10 protein-coding genes are annotated in these 13476 nt (G+C 63.7%); 7 read left to right on the top strand and 3 right to left on the bottom strand.

Going from position 1 to position 13476, the window contains the following annotated elements:
- Window positions 1-201 precede the first annotated feature (201 nt).
- From bamA to lpxB, 6 genes are all read left to right on the top strand, one after another.
- Entirely contained in the window at window positions 202-2568 is a 2367-nt protein-coding gene (gene bamA / locus FJW06_RS07385) for an outer membrane protein assembly factor BamA (RefSeq protein ID WP_140750143.1), read from the top strand.
- A gap of 78 nt (window positions 2569-2646) precedes the next feature.
- Window positions 2647-3702 (top strand): UDP-3-O-(3-hydroxymyristoyl)glucosamine N-acyltransferase, encoded by a 1056-nt coding sequence (gene lpxD / locus FJW06_RS07380; RefSeq protein WP_140750141.1) that lies wholly within the window; start codon window positions 2647-2649, stop codon window positions 3700-3702.
- Entirely contained in the window at window positions 3695-4156 is a 462-nt protein-coding gene (gene fabZ / locus FJW06_RS07375) for a 3-hydroxyacyl-ACP dehydratase FabZ (protein ID WP_040994967.1), read from the top strand. Before lpxD ends, fabZ begins: the two co-directional genes overlap by 8 nt.
- A gap of 15 nt (window positions 4157-4171) precedes the next feature.
- Complete coding sequence (lpxA, locus tag FJW06_RS07370) at window positions 4172-5011, top strand: acyl-ACP--UDP-N-acetylglucosamine O-acyltransferase (RefSeq protein ID WP_140750139.1); 840 nt, start codon at window positions 4172-4174, stop codon at window positions 5009-5011.
- The gene (gene lpxI / locus FJW06_RS07365; protein ID WP_140750638.1) at window positions 4998-5915 is read left to right on the top strand and encodes a UDP-2,3-diacylglucosamine diphosphatase LpxI; all 918 of its coding nucleotides are present in this window, start codon (window positions 4998-5000) and stop codon (window positions 5913-5915) included. The genes lpxA and lpxI overlap by 14 nt, the downstream gene beginning before the upstream one ends.
- Window positions 5905-7098: a lipid-A-disaccharide synthase gene (lpxB, locus tag FJW06_RS07360; protein ID WP_140750137.1), complete on the top strand. Its 1194-nt coding sequence runs from the start codon at window positions 5905-5907 to the stop codon at window positions 7096-7098. Before lpxI ends, lpxB begins: the two co-directional genes overlap by 11 nt.
- A gap of 81 nt (window positions 7099-7179) precedes the next feature.
- On the opposite strand, the gene gltA is transcribed toward lpxB, so the two are convergent.
- The gene (gene gltA, locus FJW06_RS07355; RefSeq protein WP_040994963.1) at window positions 7180-8508 is read right to left on the bottom strand and encodes a citrate synthase; all 1329 of its coding nucleotides are present in this window, start codon (window positions 8506-8508) and stop codon (window positions 7180-7182) included.
- A gap of 182 nt (window positions 8509-8690) precedes the next feature.
- Window positions 8691-10115 (bottom strand): glutamate--tRNA ligase, encoded by a 1425-nt coding sequence (gene gltX / locus FJW06_RS07350; protein WP_140750135.1) that lies wholly within the window; start codon window positions 10113-10115, stop codon window positions 8691-8693.
- 102 nt (window positions 10116-10217) lie between these two features.
- Between gltX and FJW06_RS07345 the strand changes: the two genes are divergently transcribed.
- Window positions 10218-12677 (top strand): ComEC/Rec2 family competence protein, encoded by a 2460-nt coding sequence (locus FJW06_RS07345; RefSeq protein ID WP_140750133.1) that lies wholly within the window; start codon window positions 10218-10220, stop codon window positions 12675-12677.
- On the opposite strand, the gene lexA is transcribed toward FJW06_RS07345, so the two are convergent.
- Window positions 12671-13411, bottom strand: a complete 741-nt coding sequence (gene lexA, locus FJW06_RS07340; RefSeq protein WP_140750131.1) for a transcriptional repressor LexA — start codon at window positions 13409-13411, stop codon at window positions 12671-12673. The two genes, FJW06_RS07345 and lexA, sit on opposite strands and share 7 nt — an antisense overlap.
- Between the last annotated feature and the right edge of the window lie 65 nt (window positions 13412-13476).

The following is a 13476-nucleotide window of genomic DNA, read 5'->3' as shown; positions in this document are numbered from 1 at the left end:
GGCTTCAGCGCCTGTCATATTGAGATGCCGTTTACCATGCGTGGGGATATGCGTGACGCGAAAGCCACGCGGTACGGTTAAGTAAATACAAATTAACCGGGAGCCTTGCGTGTAGGGAAAATCCGGTTAATACGGTAAGGGAAAATACCGCACGTCCGGTTTTCTCGCCGTGGGGACTACGAGAAAAAGGTACAAAGCCCGATGAAGGCAGCATCCAAGTTTCTGAGCGCCGCTTCCGCGGCGGCTTTGTCCGCCGCTCTGGTCGTGCCAGGCGCGCTCGCAGTGCAGTTGGCCGCCACATCTGTGGCCGAGGCTGCGGTGATTTCGCGGGTCGAGGTCAGCGGCAACCAGCGCGTCGACGCCGAGACCATCCGCAATTACATCTCGATCAAGCCGGGCAAGCCTTTCTCCAGCTCCGATATCGACGACGCCGTCAAGGCGCTGTTCGGCACCGGGCTGTTCTCGGACGTACAGATCAACCAGGTCGGTTCGAGCCTGGTCGTCAAGGTTTCCGAATACAAGGTCGTCAACCAGGTCCTGTTCCAGGGCAACAAGAAGCTGAAGGACAACGCGCTCCAGGCTGCTATTCAGCTGAAGCCGCGCGCGACCTTCTCGCAGCAGGCGCTTGACGCCGATGTCGAGGCGGTCAAGGCGGCCTACAAGCGCATCGGCCGCGACGACGCTGCGGTGACGACGCAAATCATGGATCTCGGCGACAACCGGGTGAACGTGGTCTTCAATATCACTGAAGGCGGCCGCACTCAGATCGCGGCGATCAATTTCGTCGGCAATCACGCTTATTCCAGCCGCCGCCTGTCGGACGTCATCAACACCAAGCGCTCGTCCTGGCTGTCCTTCGTGCTGCGCGACGACGTCTATGACGAGGACAAGCTGCGCGCCGACCAGGAGCTGCTGCGCCGCTTCTACTACAATCACGGCTATGCCGACTTCCAGGTCGTCTCCGCAGTCGGCGAGCTTGACGATACGACCAACAAATACACGGTCACCATCACCGTGCAGGAAGGCGATCGCTACACGTTCGGCGACGTCAGCGTGGAAAGCACCATTCCCGAAGTCGATTCGAAGTCGCTGGAATCGGTCGTCGAAACCCATAAGGGCGACGTCTACAACGCCAAGGACGTCGAGGATTCGATCGTCGCCTTGACCGAGAAGGTCGCGGGCTCGGGCTATGCCTTCGCCCAGGTGACGCCGCGCGGCGACCGCAATTTCGAGAATCACACCATCTCGGTCGTCTACACCATCGACCAGGGCACCAAGGCCTATATCGAGCGCATCGAAATCCGCGGCAACGACCGTACGCGCGACTATGTCATCCGTCGCGAATTCGATGTCAGCGAGGGCGATGCCTTCAACCAGGTTCTCATCCAGCGCGCGAAAAAGCGGCTGGAGAACCTTGATTACTTCCAGTCCGTGGAAATTTCGACCGTTCCGGGCTCGGCCCCTGACCAGGTCGTGCTGGTGGTCACCGTGGTCGAAAAGTCGACCGGCGAATTCTCGGTCGGCGCCGGCTATTCGACCGGCGGCGACACGCCCGGACCGTCGATCGAGGGTTCGATCACGGAGCGCAACTTCCTCGGCCGCGGCCAGTACATCAAGCTGTCGGCCGGCGGCGGCAAGCATTCGCGCGACTTCGCACTTTCCTTCACCGAGCCTTACTTCCTCGGCCGGCGTATCGCGGCTGGCTTCGACATCTACAAGTCGACCCGCGAATATGATCACTACGATACGGATACCACCGGTGCGACTGTTCGGTTCGGCCTGCCGATTACCGACAACATTTCGACGCAGCTGGCGTATAACATCTCGCAAGAGAAGTATTCTCTCTCGGACAATTGTGTGGATGCCAATGGAGCCTACGATCCAGGCAAGTGCACGATCTCCCAGGCTATTCGGGATGGTGTTGCGGAAAGCCCTTGGCTCAAGTCGTCGGTCAGCCTCGGTCTGGTCTACAACACGATCGACGATATGAAGAACCCGCATGAGGGTCTTTATATCACCGGTACGACCGAGTTTGCCGGTTTGGGCGGCGACGCCAAGTGGGTCAAGGTTACGGGACGCGCAAGCGTCTATCAGACTCTGTCCGAGCAGCTCGATATCGTCGGTCTGGTTTCCGGCGGCGCGGGCTACATTGCTGGCTACGGCAATGGCGATCTGCGTATCTTCGATCTTTTCCAGAGCAATGATCGCATGATCCGCGGCTTTGAGTATGGCGGCATTGGTCCGGTGGCTAATGACAACAGCGGCGATCACCTTGGCGGCACGACTTATTTCAATGCCTCCGCGGAAGCCCAGTTCCCGCTGCCGGTCATTCCGGAGAGCTTCGGTCTGCGTGGCGCCGTCTTTGCGGATGCGGCGACGCTCTATGGCAACAATCTTGTCGGCGTCAATCCGGATTCGGCCGGCATGAAGCTGCGCGCCTCGGTCGGGGTTGGCCTGATGTGGGCTTCGCCGTTCGGCCCAATCCGCATCGACTATGCGATTCCGGTCAAGAAAGAGTCGACCGACAACGTTCAGGAATTCAACTTCGGTATCGCGACCCGCTTCTGATTTCGTGGTTGCGATCGTTCCGGGCCGGTTGACGGCCCGGAGTGGACTGATCCGACCCAGCTGGATATTGCTTCTGGAATGACCGATCCGGTGTTCTTCGCGCCTTCACGCCGGTATACGGCTGGCGAGGTCGCGAATCTGACCGGCGCCAGCCTGTTCGATTCCGCTCAGGCCGAAATTGCCATCGAGGCGCTGGCTCCAGCAAATGAGGGTGGCAACGGCGCGCTCGTCTTTGTCGACGGCAAGCGCAATTTCGCGCTTATGCCGTCGCTCAGGGCGGCCGCGGTTCTGTGCCCCGCCGATTTTGCCAGCAAGGCGCCGCCGGGCATCGCCGTGCTCATGCATCCACGTCCGCAACAGGCTTTTGCGATGGTCGGGCGCCTGTTGTTTCCGCAGGCCGCGACACCGGGGCCAATGACCGGAGAAACCGGCATCTCTGCGCATGCGTTCGTCGATCCATCCGCGCATATCGAGGACGGGGCGATCGTGGAGGCCGGTGCCGTGATCGGACCCGGCGCATCCATCGGCAGCGGCACGGTCGTTGCGCCCCACGCCGTTGTCGGCCGTTCCTGCCAGATCGGCCGCGACGGCTTCATCGGCCCCGGCGCCAGCATTCAATATGCGCTCGTCGGCAATCGCGTCATCATCCATGGCGGCGCCCGGATCGGCCAGGACGGTTTCGGCTTCGTCGGCGGCGCCAAGGGACCTGAGCGCGTGCCACAGATCGGCCGCGTCATCATCCAGGACGATGTCGAGATCGGCTCCAATTCGACCGTCGACCGCGGCGCGATGTCCGACACCATCATCGGCCAAGGCACCAAGATCGACAATCTGGTGCAGATCGCCCACAATGTTCGCATCGGCCGCAATTGCATTATAGCCGGGCTTTCGGGTATTTCCGGTTCCGTCGTCGTCGGCGACAACGTCACCATGGGTGGCGGTGTCGGCCTCGCCGATCATCTGACCATCGGGCCGGGGGCCAAGCTTGCTGCGAGAAGTGGATTCATGAACAACGTGCCGGCAGGCGAGGTCTGGGGAGGTTATCCGGCGCAGCCCATGGCGGAAGCGATGCGCGAGATAGCGATGCTGCGCAAGATGGCCAGGACCCGCAAGCAAGGCGACGGAAATGGCTGACATGGTGGCAACGACACTCGAGGCGGTCGACATCATGGGGCTCATGAAGCTCCTGCCGCACCGCTATCCGTTCCTGCTGATCGACCGTATCGTCGAGATCGACGGCGACGACTCCGCCGTCGGCATCAAGAACGTGACCATCAACGAGCCGCATTTTCAAGGCCATTTTCCCCAGCAGCCGGTCATGCCCGGCGTGCTCATCATCGAGGCCATGGCGCAGACCGCGGGCGCGATCTGCATTCGCAGCCTCAATACGGAAAAGCCGTCGCTGGTTTATTTCATGACCATCGACAATGCGAAGTTCCGCAAACCGGTGGTTCCGGGCGATCAGCTCAGGATCCATGTCAAGAAGATCAAGAAACGCGGCAATCTGCTGAAGTTCGCCTGCGAGGCGATGGTCGATGGCGCGAAGGCGGCCGAAGCCGAAGTTTCGGCCATGATGGTTACCGGCTGACGATTTGAAATGCTCATGAAAGTCGAGACATCCATTCATCCTTCCTCGGTCGTCGAAGAAGGAGCCCGGCTCGGCAAAGGCGTCCGCGTCGGACCCTTCTGCCATGTCGGCGCCGATGCAATTCTCTCCGACCGCGTCGAACTGGTCAGCCATGTGTCGGTGATAGGCGCCACCACCATCGGGGCAGGGACGAGGGTCTATCCGATGGCGACGCTCGGCGCGCCGCCGCAGAACACCAAGCACAAGGGCGGGCGCACCACGCTCGTCATCGGCGAGAACTGCACCATCCGCGAAGGCGTCACGATGCATGTCGGCACCGATTCCAGCCGTGGCGAGACGAGTGTCGGCGACAACGGCAATTTCCTCGCCTATGCCCACATCGCCCATGACTGCGTCGTCGGCAAGAATGCCACCTTCGCCAATGGCGCGACGCTCGGCGGCCACTGCGAGGTCGGCGACAACGTCTATATCGGCGGACTGACGGCCGTTCACCAGTTCGTGCGTGTTGGCGACAATGCCTTTATCGGCGGTTGCTCGGCGGTCGTCGGCGATATCATTCCCTACGCGATCGCCGCCGGCAATCGCGCCAATTTGCGCGGCCTCAACATTATCGGGCTCAAGCGCTCCGGCATGCCGCGCTCGGAAATCTACCTGCTGCGCAAGGTTTATCGGTCGATTTTCGACCGTTCCCGCGGCGTCGCCGAGAATATCGAGCTCGCCAGGGCGGAATTCGCCTCTTCGTCTCCCGCCGCCATGAAGATGATCGACTTCATCGCCAGCGGCGGCAAGCGGCACTATGCCATGCCGCCGCCGAAGGGTGACGGCGACGACAATGATGGCGATGACGAGGGCTGAGGCCGCCGAGACACGGCTCGTACTCACGCCCGGCTCCAAGGTCGGCATCATCGCCGGTGGCGGCAGCCTGCCGGTCGAAGTGGCGGAGGGCCTTGCGCGGCAGGGATATTCGGCTTTCATCATCATGGCCGAAGGCGAGGTCGACCGCGAGGCGGATTTTGCAGGGTACGAGCAGGCGACGCTTGCGCTGGAAGACGTCGGTTCCCTGGTCCCGTTGCTGAAACGCCGGAATATCAGCCATCTGGTTCTGGCCGGCGAGATCAGGCGCAGGCCACGGCTGGCCAGGATCCGTCCGACCCTTGGCCTGCTGGCGATAATCCCTTCCGTGATCTCGGCGCTGGCGCGCGGCGACGATGGGCTTTTGAAAGTCATCACCCGTGGATTGGAGAAGCGCGGCATTGCGGTCGTCGGCGCGCACGAGGTCGTGCCGGAACTCGCCGCCGGCAAAGGCACGCTGACGGTCACAGCGCCAAAGCAATCGGACTGGCGCGACATCGAGGCCGGCCGCGCGGCGGCCAAGGCCATCGGCGCGCTGGACATCGGGCAGGCGGCGATCGCGATCGGCGGGCGGGCGATAGCGCTCGAGGGGGTGGAGGGCACCGCCGCTTTGCTCGAGCGGACAAGGGAATTGCGCGGCCACGGCAGGCTTGCCGGCAAGACGCGCGGCGTCCTTGTCAAATGCGCCAAGCCCGGCCAGGAATTGCGTGCGGACCTGCCCTCCATCGGCCCGCAGACGGTCGAGGCCGCATATGCCGCCGGACTGGCCGGCATTGCGCTGGAAGCCGGCCGCTCGCTTATTCTGGAAGGCCCGGAAACGCTGGCGCGCGCCAACGCGCTTGGGTTGTTCATCGTCGGCCTGCCCGCGACGGAATTGGCTGATGGGGAGCCGGCTAATGGTCGCTGACAAGCCGCTCAAGCTGGCGATCGTCGCCGGCGAGGAATCCGGCGATCTGCTCGGCGCCGACATCGTGCGCGCGCTCGAGCGTACCACCGGCCGCAAGGTGCAAATTGTGGGCATTGGCGGGCGGCATCTGCAGCAGCTGGGGCTCACGCCGCTTTTCGACGGCAGCGAGATCGCGCTGATGGGCTTCAGCGCGGTGCTGCGCGACCTGCCGCGGCTGATGCGCCGGATCAGCCAGACGGCGGCGACGATCGCGGCCGAGCGGCCCGATTGCCTCGTCACCATCGACAGCCCGGACTTTTCACTGCGCGTCGCGAAGAAGGTCCGCGCGGCAGCACCGGCCATCCCGACCGTCCACTATGTCTGCCCGAGTGTATGGGCTTGGCGGCCGGGCAGGGCGGTGGCGATGAAGCCCTATGTCGACCATATCCTCTGCATCCTGCCTTTCGAGGTGAAGGCGCTTGCCCGCCTCGGCGGGCCGCCGGGCACTTATGTCGGTCACCGGCTGACGCAGGACCCGGGCGTGCTCGGCGCCGCCAAGACGCAGAGCCAGCCGCGCGATCTCGCCGACGATCGGGTCAAGACGGTGCTGGTGCTGCCCGGCTCGCGCCGCGGCGAGGTGCGCCGGCTGATGGAACCCTTCGGCAAGGCGATGTCGGCGCTGCGCCAACGCGGCCATAATCTGCGCCTGCTCCTACCGACGGTGCCGCATGTCGCCGAGCTGGTGAAGGCATCGATCTCTAGCTGGGACGACAAGCCGGAAATCATCACCGAGCCGGAGCGCAAATGGCAGGCCTTCGGCAAGGCCGATGCGGCGTTGATCGCGTCTGGAACAGTGTCGCTCGAGCTCGCGCTTGCCGGCGTTCCGATGGTGTCCTGCTACAAGCTCGACCCGATCGCGCGCCAGCTTCTGCAGCATATGGTGACGACATGGTCGGCGCTGTTGCCCAACCTCATCTCCGACCGCACGCTGGTTCCAGAATTTTATGACCAGTATGTCCGTCCGGAAAATCTCGCCCGGCAGTTGGAAGCCCTGTTCGCCGACACCGGCATGCGCGCCTGGCAAAAGGCAGGCTTTGCCGAGATCGCCCGGCGTATGGCGACCGAGCGGCCCTCGGGCGAGATCGCCGCGGAAGTGGTGATGGGATGTATCAGGAAGGCAGTAGCAGTAGGCAGTAGGCAGTAGGCAGTAGGCAGTAGGCAGTAGGCAGTAGGCAGTAGGCAGTAGGCAGTAGGAGCTCTCGTTCTACTGCCTACTCACCATTCCCTATCTCTTCGCAATCGGCACGTAATCGCGTTCCGTGGCGCCGGTATAGAGCTGGCGCGGGCGGCCGATCTTCTGGTGCGGATCCTCGATCATTTCCTTCCACTGGGCGATCCAACCGACGGTTCGCGCGACCGCGAACAGCACGGTGAACATGGTGGTGGGGAAACCCAGCGCCTTCAGCGTGATGCCGGAATAGAAATCGACATTCGGATAGAGCTTCTTGGCGATGAAATATTCGTCGGTCAGCGCGATCTTTTCGAGCTCCATCGCGATGTCGAGCAGCGGATCGTCCTTGATGCCGAGCTCGCCCAGCACCTCATGCGCGGTCTTCTGCATGATCTTGGCGCGCGGATCGTAGTTCTTGTAGACGCGATGGCCGAAGCCCATCAGACGGAACGGGTCGTTCTTGTCCTTCGCGCGGGCAATGAACTCCGGAATGTGATCGACATGGCCGATCTCGCCCAGCATGTTCAGCGCCGCTTCGTTGGCGCCGCCATGCGCCGGACCCCACAGACAAGCGATGCCGGCGGCGATGCAGGCGAAGGGATTGGCGCCGGAAGAGCCGGCGAGGCGAACCGTCGAGGTCGAGGCGTTCTGCTCGTGGTCTGCGTGGAGGATGAAGATGCGCTCCATCGCGCGCGCCAGCACCGGATTGATCTTGTATTCCTCGCACGGCACGGCAAAGCACATGTGCAGGAAGTTGGCTGCGAAGCCGAGGTCGTTCTTCGGATAAATGAAGGGCTGGCCGATATGGTATTTATAGGCCATCGCCGCGATCGTCGGCATCTTGGCGATCAGGCGCATCGAGGCGACCATGCGCTGATACGGGTCCGAGATGTCGGTCGAGTCGTGATAGAAGGCCGACAGCGCGCCAACCACGCCGCACATCACGGCCATCGGGTGCGCGTCGCGGCGGAAGCCGGTGAAGAAGCGCGACATCTGCTCGTGCACCATGGTGTGGCGCGTCACGCGATAGTCGAAATCCTCCTTCTGCGCCTTGGTCGGCAGTTCACCGTAGAGCAGCAGATAGCAGACCTCGAGGAAGTCGCCATGTTCGGCAAGCTGGTCGATCGGATAGCCGCGATGCAGCAGGATGCCGGCATCGCCGTCGATGAAAGTGATTGCCGACTCGCAGCTTGCCGTTGACGTGAAGCCGGGATCGTAGGTGAAGGCGCCGGTCGTGCTGTAGAGCGCGCCGATGTCAATGACGTCAGGCCCGGTCGACCCGCTTCGCACCTTGAATTCATGCGTCTTGCCGGCGAGTTCGAGCCTGGCGGTCGATTCGTGCGCCTTGCCGCCAGGTTCCAGTTTTGTCGCAGCTTCGCTCATTCCCAAACTCCTTTATGTTTCCTCATGCCGGCAAGGCAATTCCTGCAAACGACACGTCGAAATCACCGGAATGCGCGAACTCGCCACCGCATTTTAGGAGGTGCGTGCCAGATTGGGCCAAGGCCTAATGTTGCACTGCGAAACACACCTTTCAATGCCAATCTTCTTGGGCCAGTTCGCTCCTAATCGATTTGATCGTCAATCCTCGCCAGGCTTTCCTGGCGGCCCAGAACGGCCAGCACGTCGAACACGCCGGGCGAGGTGCTGCGGCCCGTCAGCGCGGCTCTGAGCGGCTGGGCCACGGCGCCGAGCTTGTGTCCGCCTGCCTGCGCGAACTCGCGGATCGCGGCCTCTGCCGAAGCGGCGCTCCAGTCGCCATGGATGGAAGACAATGCCCCATGCGCGCCGCGCAGAATCGCGCGCGCATCCGCGCTGAGCAAGCCCGCCGCCTTCTCGTCGAGCGGCAAGGGCCGCTCGGCAAACAGGAAACCTGCGCCGTCGACCAGCTCGACCAGGGTCTTGGCCCGCTCCTTGAGGCCGGGCATGGCGGCGAGCAACTGCGCCCTGCGCTTGTCATCGAGCTTCGCGGCAAGCGCCGGCCCCCCCTCGAGATAAGGCAGAGTGGCGACGAAGATGTCGAACAGCGAGCGATCGTCCATCTTGCGCATGTGGACGCCGTTCAGCGCCTCGAGCTTGGCGAAGTCGAAGCGGGCCGCGCCCTTGTTGACGTCGCCGATATCGAACCAGGCGATCATGTCCTTGATCGACATCACCTCGTCGTCGCCATGGCTCCAGCCAAGTCGCGCCAGATAGTTGAGCAAGGCCTCGGGCAGATAGCCCATGGCGCGATAGGCCTCGACGCCGAGCGCGCCGTGCCGCTTCGACAGCTTGGCGCCGTCGGCGCCGTGGATCAGCGGGATGTGCGACATCGACGGCACGTCCCAGCCCATGGCGTTGTAGATCACGGTCTGGCGCGCGGCGTTGGTCAGGTGATCGTCGCCGCGGATGATATGGGTGACGCCCATGTCGTGGTCGTCGACGACGACGGCGTGCATATAGGTCGGGTTGCCGTCCGAACGCAGGATGATGAAGTCGTCGAGATCCTTGTTGGGAAAACGCACTTCGCCCTGCACGCGGTCCTGCACGACCGTCTCGCCTTCGGTCGGCGCCTTGATGCGGATGGCGCCCTTGACGCCTGCCGGGGCCTCGGACGGATCGCGGTCGCGCCACTGGCCGTTGTAACGCGGCGGCAGGCCCTTGGCCCTGGCGGCCTCGCGCATCGCCTCCAGCTCCGCCGGCGTCTCGTAGCTGTAATAGGCCTTGCCCATGCGCACGAGCTCCTCGGCCACCTCGCGATGGCGGGGTGCGCGCTCGAACTGCGAGACGGCATCGCCATCCCAGGAAAGGCCAAGCCAGGTCAAACCGTCGAGAATGGCGGCCGTGGCGGCTTCGGTGGAGCGCTCGCGATCGGTGTCCTCGATGCGCAAAAGCATCGTGCCGCCGGTGTGCTTGGCGTAAAGCCAGTTGAACAGCGCCGTGCGCGCCCCGCCGATATGTAGGTAGCCTGTGGGCGAGGGGGCAAAACGTGTGACGACCTTGTCGGGCATGGAACTCTCGAAGAAGCACTGAAAAATGCATATTTCGCGCAGACTTCCACGCGACCGGCGTTCATGTAGCATAGGCGGTCTGGGGCGCAAGGGGCAGACCCGATGGCTGGACGTGGCCGGGGCACGGAAGAGGGCGGGGGAATGACAGCAGGCGTCAGCGAACGCCTGATGTTTGCCCATACCGAGCCCACCGCAGAAGCGCCGCTTTCGCTTCCGGAACTCCGTCCACCCGCCGAACGGCCGCCGCCCGGTGGCGGCGCGCTGCAGCCGGCCGTGCCAACAGGGATCGTCGGCAGGATCCGCAAACAGCTTGGCCGCGTTTCGCTTCCTGCGCTGCGCCGAAGCGTTGCGGTCGCTGCCACCACCGAGCTCGACCGCGGCGTAGGCTTTCTGCTGGTGCCGGTGTTCCTGGCCGCCGGCGTGATCTATTACTTTTCGCTGAGCACCGAGCCGGATCTCTACAGGCCGCTTGCGGCGGCGGTTCTGATGGCTGTCTGCGCGGCGATATCGCGCTCCCGGCAGAGAACGCATCTTGTCTTCATGGCATCGCTCTTCTGCGCACTCGGCTTTCTGGCGGCCAAGGTGGAGACCTGGCGGATGGCGACCCCGATGCTGGGCTCCGAAATCCAGACACGGCTGACGGGCCGCCTCGTCATCGCCGAGGCGATGGCCAATGGCCGTGTCCGGCTGACCATCGATCTGATCTCAACGGAACATCCGAAGCTGCGCTACGCACCGGACCGCGTCAGGCTGTCGGCGCGCAGGATCCCGCCCGGCATGACGGCCGGATCGATGCTGACGGGCTATGCGAAGCTGCTGCCGCCGACCGGCCCGGTTCGGCCGGACAGCTACGACTTTTCCTTTGACAGCTACTTTTCCGGCATCGGCGGCAGCGGTTTTTTCCTGGGCGATCCGAAACTTGTTGCGCCGGTGGATGCGCCTTTTGGCGCGCGCTTCGCATCGGCAATCGAGAACGCGCGCGAGGGGATCGCCGACCACATCAGGAGCAGCATCGGAGGGCCCGAGGGCGAGATCGCGGCGGCTCTGATCGTCGGCGTGCGCGCCGGCATTCCGGAAGCGATCAACGAGTCGATGCGGCGCACCGGCATCTACCACATCATCTCGATTTCCGGCCTCCACATGGCGCTGGTCGCCGGCACGATCATGGTACTTTTGCGCGGCGCCTTCGCGCTGTTTCCCGACTTCGCGTCGCGGCGGCCGGTGAAGAAATACGCCGCCGCGATCGCGCTCATCTCGATCGCCGCCTATCTCGTGATCTCGGGCATCGTGGTGGCGGCCGAGCGAAGCTTCATTATGCTCGCCGTGATGCTCGCCGCCGTGCTCTTCGACCGAGCGGCGCTCACCATGCGCAACCTGGCGATCTCAGCCATCGCCGTGATTCTCGTCTCGCCGCATGAAGTGGTCGGCCCGAGTTTCCAGATGTCCTTCGCCGCCACCGCCGCCCTGGTCGGCGCCTATGCCGGCTTTGCCGATTATCGCGCCGGCAAAACGACCGCGCCGCCGGCAAAGCGTTCGTTCCTCGGGTTCCTGTCGCGAAAACTGGCGGTTGGCGTGGGCGGCGCCGCCGTGACGTCGCTCATCGCGGGCAGCGCGACGTTGCTGTTTGCGATCTGGCATTTCCAGCGCGTGTCGCCGCTCAGCCTGCTTGCCAATCTGGCTGTCATGCCGATCGTCTCGCTGATCGTCATGCCGTTCGCCGTGCTGAGCGCGCTGGCCATGCCCTTCGGCTTCGACGGTCCGTTCCTCTTTGTCATGGGCAAGGGCCTGACGGCGTTGATCGCCATTTCGGCATGGATATCGGAGCGCTCACCGGTAGACGCTGTCGGGCTGATCTCGATCCAGTCGGTGCTGCTGGCGACCATCGCGCTGGTCATCGCGACAATGGCCACCACTTGGCTCAGGCTCGCCGCCGTTCCCTTCGCGCTCGCCGCGCTGCTGGCCATTCCGCATGTCCGCACGCCGGATGTGCTCATCTCCGAGGACGCGCATCTGGTGGCGATGCCGATCGGCGGCGGGGAGCTTGCCGTCAATCGCGAACGCTCCAACGAATTCACCACCGATAATTGGAAGCGGGCGCTGAAGGCCGAGGATATCGTGCCGCCGGAAAGGTTCGCCAAAGATACGCTGGACATCGCCGATCCCGTCGACCTGCCACCCGGCTCGCCCTTCTATTGCACGGGCGATCTCTGCATCGGCCGGCATCCATCCGGCGCGATCGTGGCGCTCGCCGAAGGCCGCGACAGCGCCCGGCCGGCCTGCGGCTTCGCCGACCTCATCGTCATCAACGACGCCACGGCCTATAACCCCTGTTGGGATCCGCGCGTGCTTGTCGTCACCAAGCGGCAACTGGCGCGCGACGGCAGCGCCGCCGTTTTCTTCGATCCGCAATCGGCAACCGCGCGGCCGGCCGTTCGCTATGCAGTGGAAGAGCCATACCGGCCCTGGCACGAGCAGCGGAAATATACGCGCGAGGCGAGAGGACTGCCGCCCTATCAGAAGCCTGAACGGACGGATGCGAAACCTTCGCAACCGGATCAGTAGCGGCGGATCAGCCCGACAAGCTTGCCCTGCACCTTTACCCGGTCGGGCCCGAAGATGCGGGTCTCGTAGGCCGGGTTGGCGGCCTCCAGCGCGATCGAGGCACCCTTGCGGCGGAAGCGCTTGAGCGTCGCTTCCTCGTCGTCGACCAGCGCCACCACGATCTCGCCTGGGCTGGCCGTGTTGGCGTTGCGGATGATGACGGTGTCGCCGTCGAAGATGCCGGCCTCGATCATCGAGTCGCCCTTCACCTCCAGCGCGTAATGCTCGCCGCCGGCAATCATGTCCGGCGGCACGGCGATCGAATGCGTCTGATGCTGGATGGCGTCGATCGGCACGCCGGCGGCAATGCGGCCCATCACCGGGATGGATACGGCCGAGCCGGCATCGTCGTCATTGCTTGGCGTCGGGGCACGCGACGGCGTGGCCGGCTTCACCTGACGGCTGAGATTGTTCTGACCCAGGCTGCCCTGGATGACGCTCGGCGAAAACTTCTTCGCTGCATTGAGGCCGGGGGCGATCGAGTCGGGCAGGCGCAGCACTTCCAGCGCACGCGCCCGGTTCGGCAGCCGGCGAATGAAGCCGCGTTCCTCCAGCGCCGTGATCAGCCGGTGGATGCCGGACTTGGAGGCGAGATCGAGCGCTTCCTTCATCTCGTCGAAAGACGGCGGAATCCCGCTTTCCTTCAGCCTTTCGTGGATGAACATCAGAAGTTCATGTTGTTTGCGCGTCAGCATGGCGGCCCCCACGGGTTCTGAAACCAGAATCAGAAAACAAACCCAGAACAAACACTATCTGTTCC

It is taken from the genome of Mesorhizobium sp. B4-1-3 (genome assembly GCF_006439355.1).
Classification (GTDB): Bacteria; Pseudomonadota; Alphaproteobacteria; order Rhizobiales; family Rhizobiaceae; genus Mesorhizobium.
This window is presented reverse-complemented; position numbering and strand designations above follow the sequence as displayed.

Excerpts from the sequence above, each read along its gene's own strand:
- gltX (WP_140750135.1), bottom strand. The coding sequence starts at position 10,115 with ATGCCCGACAAGGTCGTCACACGTTTTGCCCCCTCGCCCACAGGCTAC.
- lpxI (WP_140750638.1), top strand. The coding sequence starts at position 4,998 with ATGACGAGGGCTGAGGCCGCCGAGACACGGCTCGTACTCACGCCCGGC.
- lpxB (WP_140750137.1), top strand. The coding sequence starts at position 5,905 with ATGGTCGCTGACAAGCCGCTCAAGCTGGCGATCGTCGCCGGCGAGGAA.
- fabZ (WP_040994967.1), top strand. The coding sequence starts at position 3,695 with ATGGCTGACATGGTGGCAACGACACTCGAGGCGGTCGACATCATGGGG.
- gltA (WP_040994963.1), bottom strand. The coding sequence starts at position 8,508 with ATGAGCGAAGCTGCGACAAAACTGGAACCTGGCGGCAAGGCGCACGAA.
- bamA (WP_140750143.1), top strand. The coding sequence starts at position 202 with ATGAAGGCAGCATCCAAGTTTCTGAGCGCCGCTTCCGCGGCGGCTTTG.
- lpxD (WP_140750141.1), top strand. The coding sequence starts at position 2,647 with ATGACCGATCCGGTGTTCTTCGCGCCTTCACGCCGGTATACGGCTGGC.
- FJW06_RS07345 (WP_140750133.1), top strand. The coding sequence starts at position 10,218 with ATGGCTGGACGTGGCCGGGGCACGGAAGAGGGCGGGGGAATGACAGCA.
- lexA (WP_140750131.1), bottom strand. The coding sequence starts at position 13,411 with ATGCTGACGCGCAAACAACATGAACTTCTGATGTTCATCCACGAAAGG.
- lpxA (WP_140750139.1), top strand. The coding sequence starts at position 4,172 with ATGAAAGTCGAGACATCCATTCATCCTTCCTCGGTCGTCGAAGAAGGA.